We start from the raw sequence: 15,555 nt of genomic DNA, 5'->3' as shown, positions 1-15,555 counted from the left end.
TTCCTTCAGATTGGTCTGTTAGCGCAGTTGGTAGCGCGTTCCCTTGACATGGGAGAGGTCACAAGTTCGAGTCTTGTACAGACCACCAATTTTCCTGATACATATTTAAATCCACGACAATATTAATTGCGATCCAGAATCTGCCAGTCAGACAGATTGTACTTATTCAAGACTTCACTCAAATGACCGTTTGTTCGAGAAGCCTCAAACCATTCGCTCAATCGATTTCCTAAAAAATCCACTTGAGGACTTTTGGGTGAGCCTGCCATAACGAAAAAACTAAAACCCGTCAGTGATGTAGGAACAAGCTTTAGCTTGGTCTCCTTGTTGCTATCAAAAGAATTGCGGATGACATTGAAATCTCCTAAAGCAATTTCAGCTCTTCCATCCATCATCATCTTTTTCATTCGGTCAGCCACATCAACACCGGTCAAACGATTGGCCCGCTCTAAAATAGTTCCCAGCGCCGTACGATCACCTTGATATCCGAAGTCAGAATATACCACCTTAAGCTTTTTCAACGACACGGTATCAATGAGACCTATCTGAGACTCTTTAGGAAGTATGGCTCCAGTAAAATTAACGCCTAACTCTGGTCCGACAATTTTTATATCCGAAATATATCGAACCAGATATTGAGGGGCGATAATATAGTCGACTTTATGTGTTTGCAAAGCTGTCACTAGACGCGAATTAGGAATACTCTCCAAGCGCAAATCCAGACCTTGTTTCTTTGCGATCTCACCCAGAATCTCAAAGAGGTATCCCGTCCAAACTCCTGGTGATTTTTCACAGACATAAGGGCACAGAGGTGTCGCTCCCACTCTAAAAATCAAATTCCCGGTGTTCTTGCTTTTTTCAGACCGCACTATTGCCTTGGGCTCATCGACGGGTACACCCATCCATCCCGTATAGTTTTTAATGCTCTCTGGGGTGACCGGAAAGGTTGGCACGCGCACTTTAATTCCCGCACTGCCACCCTTGACGACTTTGATCATCTCGCGGAAGGCCCGACGACCTAATTCAGCACAATACTGAGCCGAATCAATGACCGTCAGTTTGCCTTCGCGAATATTTTCAACGGATAAAGGATCTCCATCAAAAGTGGCATGTTTAATCTCATTGCGTTTCTTGGCTAAAATTTCCTTCACCACAGACAGACCACCACCATCATTCACAGTGAAGACCACATCCACGCTGCCTTTTTTGGGATAATCTTTAAGAAACTTTAGAGCGGCGTTTTTTCCAGACACAGGCTCCACAGCCTGATAGCGCTCTAAAACCACAAAGGGCCGCTGCTTCGCTCGCAGACCATCAAAGAACCCATCTACGCGTTCGGTGGTCGACGATACCTGAGGGTATTCAAAAACCACGATGCGAAGACTTTTCTTTTTGGGAAATATAGAGTCGATGTAATTTGCCCCATCAACCCCACCCCCGTAGTTATTGCTGGTAACGAAGGCCGCAAGATTGCCTCCGACAATATACTGGTCGTAAGCCACTACTGGAATTTTCAACCGATTTGCAGCCTGCAGGCCCTCTGCAAGAGCTGCATTGTCTGTGGGCTGAATTATAATTGCATCCGGATTTTTTTTATTGGCTTGGGTGAATTGCTCAATCTGCTTGATGATTCCTTCACGGCCTTCGCCAGCGACAAAGGGAATCAGCTCAACCTGGTCGCCGTTATTAATGCTGCTGGTGGAATTGAATTTATGGGCCTCTTCTTCAAGGCCTTTGCGCATCAAGACCTGGCCTTCGATTCGCATGCTCCAATAAAGAACAGCAACTTTCCAGGTCTTCGCCTCAGCAGCACTGCTTAAAAATAAAATAGAGATAATCAGTGATCGAATCACTTGTTAAGTCTATCGATTTAGTCCTGGTAAGCAAATTGGTTTGTTGAGCTTTCTAGATGTTAATGTTTATAAATCATTTTTTGTTTTGCTCCGCAGCAATAACTAATAGAGTTCAATCCTGTCATTCTCTTTAAATCCAGAACCTGAGTGAATGATCGCAATTGATCCATCATTGCCGAAATAACTAATCACTTCCAATGTCCCTTTGAGGCGTCCCGGAACGCGACCGATATGAGATCCACTTTCTGGATCATAAACGTCATCACCGTCTTCCATGACTTTCAAAAGATCGCCCATCTGAAGGCCCGAAATCTTTCCAACATTCAAGTAAAGACGATCGCCGTTAATCGCGGCAATACGCCCCTCCCAAGAGATCTTCTCTAAAGAGCCCAAAACCTGGGGAGTAAAATCCAAGAAGGCATCCTTCACCAAAACTTCGACCATCTCTGGATTGTTTTGCAGATATTTATCAGTCTCAACACGTTCTGCGACACGCACACCTTGCTCTTCCAAAGTGACTGTTTTCACAGTGTTGAAAACTTCATTTCCCGTTCTAGCTGTCACGACGCGAACCTGCGCCACAACTTCAAAAACAGAAGTCAAATGACGAACCACACCCACATTGTCAGACTTTCTCTTAATGCGAATGTCGTTGATCTTACCTTCCAGAACCGCATTCACACCCAAAGCTTTGGCGGCTTTGGAAACCTCAGAAAGTTTGTATTGCCCACCTTCCATCATCTTGGTCAGATCCAAATTCAGCTCACGGCTGTCGATAGCAATAACATCACCTGAGCGATTCAGGTCTTGAATGAAAGCGGTACGGGCTCTATCACGAAACTCTTGAGGACGCTTGTCCGAAGTATCCAGAAAAGGCAGAACCATCAGGCGCTTGCGAGGAGCAGAGTCATCTTTACGGGCAACTTGATTTTCATCTTTAATTTCACGACGCATGGAGGGACCTGAGCGATCCGTTGTCACACAGCCAAGCAAGCCACCAGACACCATACCTGCGAATGCGATGGTCACCAGATAATTAACAACTGCCTTCACAACAACCTCCCTATTGTCCCAATTTCAAAACAACTTCGTCGCGCTCTTCGGAAACCTTAGACAGCTTCTTGCCGTTAAAATCCAATGCTTCCATCTTTTGTACCAGCTCCGCCGCAGTCACTGACGTGTCCACTTCATAGCTAGTGCTCTCAGAGCTGACGACACGCTCGCGAATATTCTTCACTTGCGTAATTTGCGAACGAATTTTTTCTTTCAAGCCTTCCATAACTGGAAGTGCATGATTTCCTTGAATCGTGACACGAATCACAGAAGTCCCCAAGGAACCACGTTGCCAAGCCTCAAAAACCTGAGATGCAAGGTCGTTAGAGGTGCTTTCCAATACTTCACGCAGCTTTTTATCCACCGAAGTTTCGAAGGGTCCTGCCTCTGTTGTGAAACGACGAGATACATCGGCAATCGGGCGAGCATTGCTAACTTGAGTGGCCGTCAGGCGAATCTCAATGCTGTAATTGCTGCCTTTTTCTTCCTTACTCATCAGGACCTGACCGTCAATGATCACTGGAGCATTGAAGTAATGAGCAAAGAACTGCGCATCTTCACCGGTGATCTTTTCGTTTTGAAAGTTGCTTGGAACACTGGCACCCAAGCCAGACTCCAAAGGCTTAATCACATAGAAATTTTTAAGCTGGAAAGAATTACGAAGTGCCTCTTCAACGGCACGACCTTCTTTAAACAAGAATCCTTGAGGATTTTTATCCAAGGGCTGCCACCAGCGATAGCTGCGGCCCTGCACTCGGTCCACCAGACTGATCACCGGCAACACCACTGGCACTGTGTCATTTTCATTCAGAAGGGAGTTTTCTTGAAGCATCTGCTTCAAATCCCTCAATGAAACCTTCATGGCCACAGCCATTTTAAATTCCTCACCCTCTTGAGTCAGACTTGAGGGCTTGGAAAATGGAATATAGCGAGCGGAATTTTTAATCACTTTATTTTGAATCAACGTTTTATTTTTAGTGAAGCGCTCTTCACCTATGAGCTCGCGAATCACTTCTTCAGAGATTTTTTGAGACGCTTGATTTTGAATATCCGTCTTCGCGGCTTGAGGAGTGACTTCTTTGGAAACTCCTGAAAATGTTCTCTCCAAGAGTTCTGCTTGCTGAGCCAGGGCCGTCGTTCCTGCAATCAAAATCAAAAATAGCTGTAAAACCAATGCTGCCACTCTAGATGTCCAACGCATTCTTTTAACTCCTCAATTCAATAAAGTCCGTACGCCCAAAGAGAGAATGAACCCCTTCAAAGAATTCATTATTCACGCTCACGCCTGAACCCTCAACAATATCCATCATCACACGACGACTCACTTCTGGCACATCAATTTCTATACTGACAGCCGTGGGACCGGGATGATCCTTCATGAGAGCCTGAAGACGATGATAGTCTTCATGAGGCACCTTATCCAGCCTAAAGACCATGCGCTTGGTTTTCTTAAGAATATCTTCCATCGGCGCCACGGAATCGACCATGATTTTCGCAACACCTTCTTCAACCTCGAGGCCACCACCGATCAAAACCGGTCGTTCATCACGAAGCTGCATCTCATTCTTGGAGAAAGCATCCGGGAAGATAACCAACTCCACCGCCCCCGTGAGATCCTCGATCTTACCAAAGGCCATGCGGGTTCCCTTTTTCGTAATCAGCTCACGTAAATCCGTGATCAATCCCGCAACCAAAACGCGCTTCTTTGCAGCGTCACGGTTCTTCCAATCCTTTTTGGCAGCCTTCATGGCTTCAGCCTCTGGGGAGCCCGGAGGAGGCATTTGTTTTGGAAGATCAATCACCTTACAGGTTGTCCAGATCTCAGATAAAGTATCAAAGCCCTTTAAGGGATGGTCACTTAGATAGAAACCCAAAACTTCTTTTTCATAAGCCAAGGCAGCCGTACGAGTCCATGGCTTACAGTCTTCCAGCTTCACAATCGTTTCAGCAGAAGGTCCAAGGTCAAACAATGACGACTGTCCCAACTCGCGATCTTTTTGCAATCCTTGCGCCCGATCCAGGAACTTTTGATAGCCCCCCATGATCTGAGCACGATGCGCACCAAAGCCCTCAAAGGCACCGGCTTTAATCAAACACTCGATCACTTTCTTATTCACACGACGAAGATCGATGGTGTTAAAGAACTCATCCAATGAAGAGAACTTTTTGTCAGGCAAACTATTGCGAGCCTCAACAATGGCCTCAACGGCATTCTGACCCACACCTTTAATACCGCCCAAACCAAAGTAAATCTCGTCGCCATGAGCATCAAACAGATAGTCCGAAAAATTCACATGCGGCGGTTTAACAGTCAGACCACGCTTTGCACCCGCATCTTTCGAGTACTTAACGATTTTCTCGGTATCCGACAACTCGGTGCTGAGCAAGGCGGCAAAGAATTCAGCAGGGTAATGACACTTTAACCAAGCGGTCTGCAAGGTGACGACAGAATAAGCGGCGGCATGGGATTTATTGAAACCGTAGTCGGCAAACTTATACATGAGATCAAACAAATCCGAAGATTTGGCTTTGTCATGACCTTTTTCCACCGCTCCCTTCATGAAGCGTTCACGGTGTTGATCCATCTCCTCTTTAATTTTCTTACCCATCGCACGACGAAGCATGTCGGCTTCACCCAGAGAGTATCCGGCAATGCGAGATGCAATACCCATAACCTGCTCTTGGTAAACCATGATCCCGTAAGTCTCTGACAACACTTCCTTGGTATCTTCCAAAAGATACTCCACCGGAGACTTCCCATGCTTACGATCCGTAAACTCTGGAATATTCGCCATCGGACCCGGACGATACAAAGAGGTGATCGCAGTGATATCGGCGAAACTGGAAGGACGAATTTTACGAGTGGCATCGGTGATGCCCTCACCCTCGAACTGGAACACTCCGGCCGTATCCCCACGAGACATCATCTCAAAGGTGGCCACATCGTTCATGGGAATCATTTTGGTCGTAATGACTTTACCGCGATTTTTCTTAATCAATTTCAACGCGATATTGATATGAGTCAGCGTCTTCAACCCCAGGAAGTCGAACTTAATCAAACCGATTTTCTCGGCATGCTTCATATCATATTGAACGACTTGCTCGCCGTCCGCACCTTTATACAAAGGCGCATGCTTCACGAGTTGACCATCACCGATAATAACGCCGGCAGCATGGATACCCGCATTTCGAACCATACCTTCCACTCTTTGTGCAAGGTCGATCAATGTTGCGACAGTGGGGTTCATCTCCATCATTTCAGTCAGTCGGGGTTCCATCTCCAAAGATTCTTTTAGAGACACGCCCAACTTGTCCGGAATGAGTTTTGTTACGGCGTCGACTTCCGCAAACAACATACCAAGAACGCGCCCCACGTCTTTCAACGCGGCCCGGGTTTGAAGCTTACCGTAAGTGATGATTTGCGAAACTGATTCCTGCCCGTACTTTTGCGTTACATAGCGAATCACTTCCTGACGACGATCTTGACAGAAGTCGATATCGAAGTCGGGCATGGAGATACGTTCTGGATTCAAGAAACGCTCAAACAGCAGGAAGTTTGGAATCGGATCCAGATCCGTAATTCTTAAAGAGTAGGCAACCAAAGAACCGGCACCAGATCCCCGCCCCGGACCCACAGGAATATCATTATCCTTAGCCCATCCAATGAAGTCTTGGACGATCAAAAAATAACCGTTAAAGCCCATGCGATCAATAATACCCAATTCGAAACTCAATCGATCAAAGTACTCTGGCTTCTTTTCTTCCGGAACGGTTTCGCCGCGCAATTGCGCTTCTTCAAAACGCACCAACAAGCCTTCTTTGGCTTTTCTGGCGATCGCATCTGTCAGCGTCTCACCATTTTCCGTCGGGAATGTTGGCAAATGATAAATTGGCTTTCCTTTATCATCTTTGATTTTAAATTTAACATCACAACGATCCGCAATGACCAGAGTGTTTGCAATCGCCTCAGGGATATCCGCAAACAACTCGATCATTTGCTCCGGCTTCTTAAAATAGAACTCATCAGTTCCCAATCTAAAGCGGGATTCATCACTCAAAGTTTTATTCGTGCCGATACAGATTAGAACTTCCTGCGCAATCTGATCATCTTGAGTCATGTAATGAACGTCATTACTTGCGACAACAGGAACATCCAAGGACTTGGAAGCTTCCAACAAGAAGGGATTAATACGATCCCACTCCGGCACACCGGTACGGCAAATTTCCAAATACAAACGATCGCCAAAAATTTCTTTCAGCTGACGTATTTTATTTAATGCAGCTTCGGGACCTTCACGCAAAAAGGCATCTGCGACTTCACCACGCAAACCACCGGTCAGACAGATCAAATCTGAACTGTATTCTTTAAGAACCTCATAGTCGATACGAGGCTTCCAATAGAAGCCCTCTTGGTAACCGATAGTCGATAACTTGCAAAGATTTTGATATCCGGTCGTGTTCTGCGCCAGTAACACCAAACGACGAGGCCCCGCTGCGACCTGATCGCGGTCCTGTTTTTTTTCATGGCGGGACCCTGGCGCCATGTAGGCATCAAGACCGATGAGAGGCTTTACGCCCGCATCTTTACAGGCAAAGTAAAATTCAACAGCACCAAACATGTTGCCATTGTCAGTCAAAGCGACTGCGGGCATCTGCATCGCCGCCGCTTTTTTTGCAATGGCCTTTACACGGCAAGCCGCTTCCAAAAGAGAGTATTCTGAGTGAACGTGAAGATGTACAAAAGACATGACAAATTCATATCTTAGCCATCCGCTTTATTCAATTTGGAAGCCCTGCGTTGTCTACAAAACTACACTTAAAGAGTGTGAATTTTCACTCCCGACGGAATCTGAGCCTTCTCTAAATTTAAACGGTCATTTACGACTGGAATAATGATCACTTTGTCGTCCTCTCCACCATTGACAACAATACGAAGTTGGACTCCCTCAATGGCACTTGGACTTGCGGCGCCATCAATATTCCACATAGAGGCTATACCATCCCGAAATTCAATTTTATCACTATTTACGACTGTGGGGTCTGCCTCGAGTTTCGCCTCCAAAATGCTGGGGGCATAACCATCTGCCACTTGCATATCAACCTGTATTCTTTGGAGGAAGGCTGCGCGAGACGCGTACTTCAGCAACAGCGTATTGGTATAACCAGACTCCGGTGGTACGAAATCAAGATCCCTTGTACTGTCGCCACTGATCACACCAATAAAGCGATAGCCTAATTTGGAGTTTGGAATATCCAAAGTGAACGGATGACGAACCACTTCAGAATCCGTAAAATCGTTAAATGAAATAATCAACTTACCTGTTGGCACATCGTAAAGTCGATATCCCGAAACCGAAGCACAACATCCATCCAAGGCTGTGAGCATTAAAGGCCCCAAATCACTGAATCCATAATCTGTTGCCACTTCAGACTTTTCATACAAAACATTGCCAAAATCAGCCCCGGAACGAACTTTCCATTTTAAACTTCCGCTGACTCCATCAACATTGATGTACTCTTGGCGATTGAGTTGTGAATCAACCAAATAAAGTTGGCCCGGATCACCATAACTGTGCACAACATCGTAATTCTGTATGGTCTTTTCAGCGATCTTCTGTCCATCTGAATTCGTATAATATTTGAAGTTAGATAGACCTGAAGTTTGATAATAAATCGTCTCGGCAGCGACCGCCGTCAAAGACAATAACAGAGCACCCACTAGAAGGGTTTTATGATTAAATGACACAGATATCTCCTTCGTGATTTCCTCTGGTATAGTTGAGAAAATCACGCGAAGATATCCTGAGCGACGAAAAACAAATTACATGTTTATAAGATGATTTAGATTTCTACGAACTTTCTTTGTTCGTAATCGAACTCCAGCATGCGTCCACCATCAAGCTCAAAAAACCAACCATAGATTTTCAAGGTTTGATCTTTCATTCTGGCTTGAATAAAAGGGAAGCTCATTAGATTTTCCATGGAAATCAAAACAGATTTCTTTGCGCAGGAATTCAGTTGGTCTTTCAGGGGAGCACTGGGCATCTCACGAAGAACTTCATACTTTGCTTCAATCGCAATTTTCATCCATGACGAAATGAAGCTGTCTGAATGATTATTGTAATCTCCGGTCAATAGAGCATTAATACCGCCGCATTGCTCGTGCCCGAGAACAATAATGCTTTCAACCTTCAGGCCATTGACTGCAAACTCAATAGCAGAACTGACCCCGTGAAATCCGCCGCCTTTTTCATAAGGAGGCACGAGGTTGGCCACATTTCTGATCACAAAGATATCGCCGGGCTTCGCCTGCATCAAAAGAGCGGGATCCACACGTGAATCGCTGCAACCGACAACGAGAGTTTTAGGAGACTGACCTTCGGTATTCAGGTGCTCATAAAGTTCAGTATCTTTAACAAAGTACTTAGTTCTAAATTTATGAAAACCGTCGACTAGCTTTTTTACTTCATCAGACACAAAACCCCCTCACAAAAGTTATAATTCATGAGTGTTTTTTTGTTGATCACTTATTGTAAAATGATGAGGCGTGTTGTGGGGTGAATAGCTGAAAAAATCAGCTATTCCCACTCAATGGTTCCAGGAGGCTTACTAGTCACGTCATAAACCACACGGTTCACGCCTTTGACTTTATTGGTAATCAAATTCGAAACATCGCGTAAAAACTGAAACTCGAATGGATACCAATCCGCTGTCATCCCATCACTGGAAGTCACGGCACGCAAAGCCAGCACGTGATCATAAGTTCGCGAATCACCTTGCACGCCCACGGTTTTGACCGGCAACAAAACACAGAAAGCTTGCCAGATTTTCTCATACAGACCATGCCTGCGAAGTTCGGATATATACACATCATCACAGTCCTTCAGAATACGCAGCCTTTCCTCAGTCACTTCACCAAGTACACGAATTGCCAAGCCTGGCCCCGGGAACGGGTGACGCCACAACATCGCATGGGGTAATCCCAGTTGCGCCCCCAAAGCACGAACTTCATCTTTAAAAAGTTCACGAACCGGCTCAACAAGGCCCAAATGCATTTTTTCCGGCAATCCGCCGACATTATGATGGGACTTTATGGTAACACTACCACCGATCGATGAGACACTCTCAATCACATCGGGATACAAGGTTCCTTGTGCCAACCATTTTATAGGTAATTTCTTGTCATAACTTTTATCAAAGACTTCGATAAAAACGCGACCAATAGTTTTTCTTTTTTCCTCAGGATCAGTTTTTCCCTTCAGCTCCGAAAGGAACTCCCTGGAAGCATCAACACCCTTGACGTTAAGGCCAAGCCCTTTATAGCTTTCAAGAACATTCTCAAATTCATTCTTGCGCAGAAGTCCATTGTCTACAAACACACAATGCACACGCTCTGCGCCCAGAGCTTTCGTAAGCAGGGTGGCCACAACTGTCGAATCGACACCGCCGCTTAAGCCCACCAAGACATGATCTGTTTCACCGACCTGCTTGCGAACTTCCTCCATCAAATGATCTTTGATATGAGGAGCATCCCAATCCGCCGGAGCATGACACATCTCTTGCGCAAAATACCTGAGTAAATCCAAACCATGTTCAGTATGCGCCACCTCGGGATGAAATTGCACCGCCAACACATTTTCAGAGCGCATTGCTGCGGGATGATTCCCATCTGAATTTGCGATGATCTCAAAGCCCTCTGGAGCAGTTTCAACAACATCTCCATGACTCATCCAAACCTTTTGCTTTTTCGGAACATCCTTTAAGACCGAAGTCCATGTTACATAATTAAGGCCGTATTCACGATGCTGAGCTTTGGTGACTTTGCCACCCAATTGATGACTGAGTAACTGCATGCCATAACAAACGCCCAAAAGAGGACTTATGTTACGCAGCTCTTTGATGTCTCTTTGCGGGGAACCTTCTTCGTAGACTGAATTGGGACCGCCGCTCAAAATAATTCCGTAAGGATTCTTTTTACGAATCTCTTCAGCAGAATATTTATAAGAATGAATTTCTGAATAAAAACCCAACTCACGCAAGCGACGAGCAATAAGTTGTGTGAACTGTGAACCAAAATCTAAAATAATAAACCCGCGCATCTTAACTCTCAATTCGGTAGTTCGGAGCTTCTTTGGTGATACTCACGTCATGCACATGGGATTCACGCAAACCTTGAGCGCTGATCTGTACAAACTTAGCTTTCACTTGAAGCTCATCAATATTTTTTGCACCCAAATAACCCATGCCGGACTTTAAGCCGCCAATAAGCTGATGAATGATCCCGGAAGCAGGTCCCTTGTAAGCGACCTTGCCCTCAATACCTTCTGGAACAAGTTTATCGTTATCTTCAACATCCATTTGACCATAACGATCTTTTGAACCACGAGACATGGCACCCATGCTCCCCATGCCGCGATAAACTTTGTAACTGCGCCCCTGGAAAAGAATTGTTTCTCCGGGAGCTTCTTCAGCGCCCGCCAACAAATTTCCGATCATCACGGAGTTAGCACCCAACGCCAAAGCTTTCGTAATATCACCCGAGAACTTAATTCCGCCATCGGCAATAATTGTTTTACCTCGAGCTTTGGCAACTTTTGCACACTCCATCACCGCAGAAATCTGCGGCATACCAACACCTGCGACCACTCGAGTGGTACAAATACTTCCTGGCCCGACACCAACTTTCACAACATCAGCGCCGGCATCAAACAAAGCTGTTGCACCATCAGCGGTGACCACATTCCCCGCCACAATCATCACATCCTGATATTTTTGGGAAATGTACTTAACCATATCGATGACGTTTTTCGAATGACCATGAGCGGTATCGATACAAAGCACGTCGACTTTCGCTGAAATTAAAGCTTCAGCGCGGTCCTTACCGTCCGCCCCAACTCCCAAAGCCGCACCCACAAACAAGCGACCGTGCTCATCTTTGGTCGCATGAGGATAATTCTTTGCTTTCTCGATATCCTTGATCGTGATCAAGCCTTTGAGTTTGCCCTTATCATCAACCACCGGAAGTTTTTCGATGCGATGTTTCTGCAAAATCTTTTTTGCTTCATCTAAAGTTGTTCCCATTTTCGCAGTGACCAAACTTTCTTTGGTCATCAAATTGCTGATGGGTTGATCGAAATTTTCCTCAAAACGCAAATCACGATTGGTCAAAATTCCCACCAAAGTTCCATCCACTGTGATAGGCACACCGCTGATCGAAAACCTTTCCATCAAATCAACTGCATCCTGCACCATGTGCTGAGGACTTAAAGTGAGCGGATCCATGATCATCCCACTTTCATATTTTTTAACTTTCTCTACTTCGAGAGCCTGTTTTTCGATATCAAGATTTTTATGAATGATTCCCAGACCACCAAATTGCGCCATCACCCGGGCAATGCGATTCTCCGTCACCGTATCCATCGCCGCAGAGATAATCGGCGTGTATAAAAACTTATTTCGTGCAAACAAAGATCGCGGTGCCACTTCGGTGGGCGTGATTTCAGAATATTGCGGAAGAAGAAGAATATCGTCAAAGGTCAGGGCGAAAGGAATGCCCGATTTAGAGTTTTGTTCCATACTGCCAACTCCTGCCAGATCTATGTGGTTTTGTATAATTCTGAGGGGAATCCCCTCAGAGATCAACCACAAGTCTGTCAGAAATTGGTTTAGACCAGTTACTTAATACCAAGTTTGCAAGGTAGTTAATACCAAGTTTGATAGAGAAGATAGTTGTCTGCGGATTTCTCCAGCAATTCAACTTCCGCATCGGTTAAGGCGCGCTTCACTTGAGCTGGACGCCCCACGACCAAGCTACGAGGAGGAATAACAGTGCCTTCAACCAACAAAGAACCCGCACCAATCAGACAATGCTCCCCGACCTTGACTCCATCCATAAGGATAGAACCCATTCCAACCAAAGTTGCTTTGCCGACTTCGCACCCATGAAGCATCACAAGATGCCCAATAGTCACACGATCATGCAGAGTTGTGCCGAATTTCTGATAAGTTCCATGAATCACGGTGCCATCTTGAACATTCACTTCTTTACCAATGCGAATAGGCATAACGTCACCTCGAATAGTGACGTTGTACCAAACGGATGAACCCTCGCCGATTTCAACATCTCCAATGATGCGCGCATTATCCGCAATAAAAGTCTTTTCATTTACGACTGGGGTCACACCGCGGGCTTTTACAAAAACACTCATGAAATCTTCCTTCAAATTAAAAACATTCAACCAAGACTAACATTTAGAGATTTTTCCGACAGCAAAAATCAAAGCACCCTCGCTGGATCTTAATCCAGCTTTGGCTATTCCGAAACCACCCAGACTAAATCCCCTCTGCGAAGCACAAAGGACGAAGAAGGCCCTAGTATCTTCTCAGCTCCCCGCTCCACGCCGACCACCAGGACATTGCGTTCTTCGCGCAATCGACTTTCAGCTATGGATTTTCCATCAAACAAGTGTTCAGGAAAAACTTCAAAGGAGCTCAAACTGTATTTCCCAGGAACTCCCCGAGTCCAACGATTTTCCTGCTGATCCTTGACGATCTTTTTATGCAGCTCCTTAAGTTCTTCCTCGCTGCCAAAACAAACGATGCGATCATAGGGCCACAAAACAAAATCGCCGCCCGGAGCAAACGTCTGACGATCACCGCGAATCACGGAAGCAATTGTTACACCCCAATTTTCCTTAAATGAAAGTTCACGCAAACTTTTTCCGATCAAACCTTCCGTCTCAACACCCAGATCAAAAATTTCAACCGATGCATTCCATGGCAAAAGCTGCGGATCAAAATCTTGAGGTTTCAGTTCCGCTTTTTCTTTTTCAGTCAGATTGCTTAAGAATCTTTTTTCAAAAAATGCATACAGAGCTTCGCCATATCGGACGGTTAATAAAACCGCGACCACCACCATAAACGCCAAAACACCCGAAGCAATTGGAAGCGAGATAAACTGTCCCACCATCACCGACAACAGCAAGACCGCCAGAATCACACGCCCCAAAGTAATTCCGGGCAAAAGTCCCTTCAGGCGATGAAGCTCTTCCGGGCGAGCATTATCAGGCCGCCCTTGCACCAGTCCCCAAAAGAATGGAATCGACAGCAGCAAACAGACTAAAAAAGCCACAGCCCCCGCATAAGGACTGGAGGAGAAGTGATCTTCCATTTTCACTAATACAAATTTCTTCACCGAGAAAATCACCGCCACGATAATGACCGCATTGAGCAGGATCTTCACTCCGTAATGCGACAGAACCAGGCCACCAACACCCTGTCCACTTTGCTTTTTCACCGAGCTATTATAGCTATCCAGCACCATCCGGATGCGCTCGGGAACGTATTTTTCAGACCAACGATACACCACATCTGAAGACTTAATCATGTAAGGTGTTGTAAAAGTTGTTACAGCAGAAGCGGCTACCGCCAAAGGATAAAGGAAGTCACTGGTCACTTTGAGTGTGACACCCAATGAAGCAATAATGAAAGAGAACTCACCAATTTGCGCCAAACTCATTCCGGCCTGCACCGAAGTTTTGCGCGACTGCCCCGAAATCAAAGCTCCCAAATAAGTGCTAATGAATTTCCCAAAAATAGTGACCGCAGTGAAAAGTGCCACCAAGCCCCAGTGATCGACAATCACCTTGGGATCAATCATCATGCCAACAGAAACGAAGAAAATTGCCGCAAAAAGATTCTTAATGGGATTAAAGAGCTTTTCTATATGATGACCTTCCGGTGTTTCCGCCAGTAAGGAACCCATAACGAAAGCTCCAAGTGCCGGCGAGAATCCCGCCGAAGTTGCAATAATCACCATGACAAGACAAAGGCCAATGGCAACGACCAAGGTTGTTTCTTCGTCCAGCAAATCACGAATCTTTCGCAAAAATGCAGGCAAAAGAAAGATTCCCAAAATAAACCAAAGCAAAATCAGGAAGACCATTCTTGTGGTCACTCCCAACAGCGAGGTCACCGAAAAACCCTCACTGGAAACCAGGGATGGCAGCAGGACCAACAACAGGACCGCCACAACATCTTCGACCACCAGAATTCCAAAAACCAACTCAACGAATTTACTGCCTTTCATCCCCAGCTCTTGAAATGCACGCACGATGATCGTCGTCGATGACACGGAAAGTATGCCACCCATAAATAGACTGTCGATTGAGTTCCAGCCGATCAAACGGCCCACAAGATAACCCAACCCCACCATGAAGAGGACTTCAAATACAGCCGTAAAGCCCGCAGAACCGCCGACCTTTACAAGCTTTTTAAAACTGAACTCCAAACCCAAACTGAAAAGAAGAAAGATGACGCCGATCTCGGACCAAACACTGATGCTTTCTTTGTCCTGCACGGTCGGCAACCAGGGCACATGCGGACTTACCAAGAAACCTGCAATCAAGTAACCAAGAACCAATGGCTGCTTAAGCTTCTTAAACAGAAGAGTCACCAAGGCACCAATAAGTAGAATAAAACCAAGATCAGAGATGAGAGATGGCAAATGAATCATGCTTTATTGTTTCAAGCATGATTCCCGAATTCAATTTGCATCACGGCATATTTAAAGAGTTTTTTACCTTAGCCCGCATTTGGCAGTTAACACTTGATAATGTCGCTTCACCTACTCCGACGAAGTCGGAGTGCC

10 protein-coding genes and 1 tRNA gene are annotated in these 15,555 nt (G+C 45.6%); 1 reads left to right on the top strand and 10 read right to left on the bottom strand.

Going from position 1 to position 15,555, the window contains the following annotated elements:
- Positions 1-12 precede the first annotated feature (12 nt).
- A tRNA-Val gene (locus tag NWE73_RS09290) sits at positions 13-88 on the top strand.
- Between the two features lie 34 nt (positions 89-122).
- On the opposite strand, the gene NWE73_RS09285 is transcribed toward NWE73_RS09290, so the two are convergent.
- From NWE73_RS09285 to NWE73_RS09240, 10 genes are all read right to left on the bottom strand, one after another.
- On the bottom strand, positions 123-1,853 hold the full coding sequence (locus NWE73_RS09285; RefSeq protein WP_277578035.1) for a substrate-binding domain-containing protein: 1,731 nt from the start codon (positions 1,851-1,853) through the stop codon (positions 123-125).
- 102 nt (positions 1,854-1,955) lie between these two features.
- Complete coding sequence (locus NWE73_RS09280) at positions 1,956-2,906, bottom strand: hypothetical protein (protein WP_277578034.1); 951 nt, start codon at positions 2,904-2,906, stop codon at positions 1,956-1,958.
- 10 nt (positions 2,907-2,916) lie between these two features.
- Positions 2,917-4,107 (bottom strand): hypothetical protein, encoded by a 1,191-nt coding sequence (locus NWE73_RS09275; protein ID WP_277578033.1) that lies wholly within the window; start codon positions 4,105-4,107, stop codon positions 2,917-2,919.
- A gap of 4 nt (positions 4,108-4,111) precedes the next feature.
- Positions 4,112-7,654, bottom strand: coding sequence for a DNA polymerase III subunit alpha (gene dnaE / locus NWE73_RS09270; RefSeq protein ID WP_277578032.1), 3,543 nt, complete (start codon positions 7,652-7,654; stop codon positions 4,112-4,114).
- Between the two features lie 68 nt (positions 7,655-7,722).
- Positions 7,723-8,652 (bottom strand): hypothetical protein, encoded by a 930-nt coding sequence (locus tag NWE73_RS09265; RefSeq protein ID WP_277578031.1) that lies wholly within the window; start codon positions 8,650-8,652, stop codon positions 7,723-7,725.
- Between the two features lie 95 nt (positions 8,653-8,747).
- Positions 8,748-9,383: a carbonic anhydrase gene (locus NWE73_RS09260; RefSeq protein ID WP_277578030.1), complete on the bottom strand. Its 636-nt coding sequence runs from the start codon at positions 9,381-9,383 to the stop codon at positions 8,748-8,750.
- A 101-nt stretch (positions 9,384-9,484) separates the two neighbouring features.
- Entirely contained in the window at positions 9,485-11,005 is a 1,521-nt protein-coding gene (gene guaA, locus NWE73_RS09255) for a glutamine-hydrolyzing GMP synthase (RefSeq protein ID WP_277578029.1), read from the bottom strand.
- Between the two features lies 1 nt (position 11,006).
- Positions 11,007-12,482: an IMP dehydrogenase gene (gene guaB, locus NWE73_RS09250; RefSeq protein ID WP_277578028.1), complete on the bottom strand. Its 1,476-nt coding sequence runs from the start codon at positions 12,480-12,482 to the stop codon at positions 11,007-11,009.
- Between the two features lie 125 nt (positions 12,483-12,607).
- Positions 12,608-13,114: a gamma carbonic anhydrase family protein gene (locus tag NWE73_RS09245; RefSeq protein ID WP_277578027.1), complete on the bottom strand. Its 507-nt coding sequence runs from the start codon at positions 13,112-13,114 to the stop codon at positions 12,608-12,610.
- 104 nt (positions 13,115-13,218) lie between these two features.
- Positions 13,219-15,420 carry a cation:proton antiporter gene (locus NWE73_RS09240; protein ID WP_277578026.1) on the bottom strand — a complete coding sequence of 734 codons (2,202 nt, stop codon included), beginning with the start codon at positions 15,418-15,420 and terminating at the stop codon, positions 13,219-13,221.
- Positions 15,421-15,555: the final 135 nt, after the last annotated feature.

The sequence above is a fragment of the Bdellovibrio svalbardensis genome (genome assembly GCF_029531655.1).
Lineage (GTDB): Bacteria > Bdellovibrionota > Bdellovibrionia > Bdellovibrionales > Bdellovibrionaceae > Bdellovibrio > Bdellovibrio svalbardensis.
This window is presented reverse-complemented; position numbering and strand designations above follow the sequence as displayed.

What these genes read in the sequence shown, in the direction of transcription:
- NWE73_RS09275 (WP_277578033.1), bottom strand. Translation starts at nt 4,107, where the DNA reads ATGCGTTGGACATCTAGAGTGGCAGCATTGGTTTTACAGCTATTTTTG.
- dnaE (WP_277578032.1), bottom strand. Translation starts at nt 7,654, where the DNA reads ATGTCTTTTGTACATCTTCACGTTCACTCAGAATACTCTCTTTTGGAA.
- guaA (WP_277578029.1), bottom strand. Translation starts at nt 11,005, where the DNA reads ATGCGCGGGTTTATTATTTTAGATTTTGGTTCACAGTTCACACAACTT.
- guaB (WP_277578028.1), bottom strand. Translation starts at nt 12,482, where the DNA reads ATGGAACAAAACTCTAAATCGGGCATTCCTTTCGCCCTGACCTTTGAC.
- NWE73_RS09245 (WP_277578027.1), bottom strand. Translation starts at nt 13,114, where the DNA reads ATGAGTGTTTTTGTAAAAGCCCGCGGTGTGACCCCAGTCGTAAATGAA.
- NWE73_RS09240 (WP_277578026.1), bottom strand. Translation starts at nt 15,420, where the DNA reads ATGATTCATTTGCCATCTCTCATCTCTGATCTTGGTTTTATTCTACTT.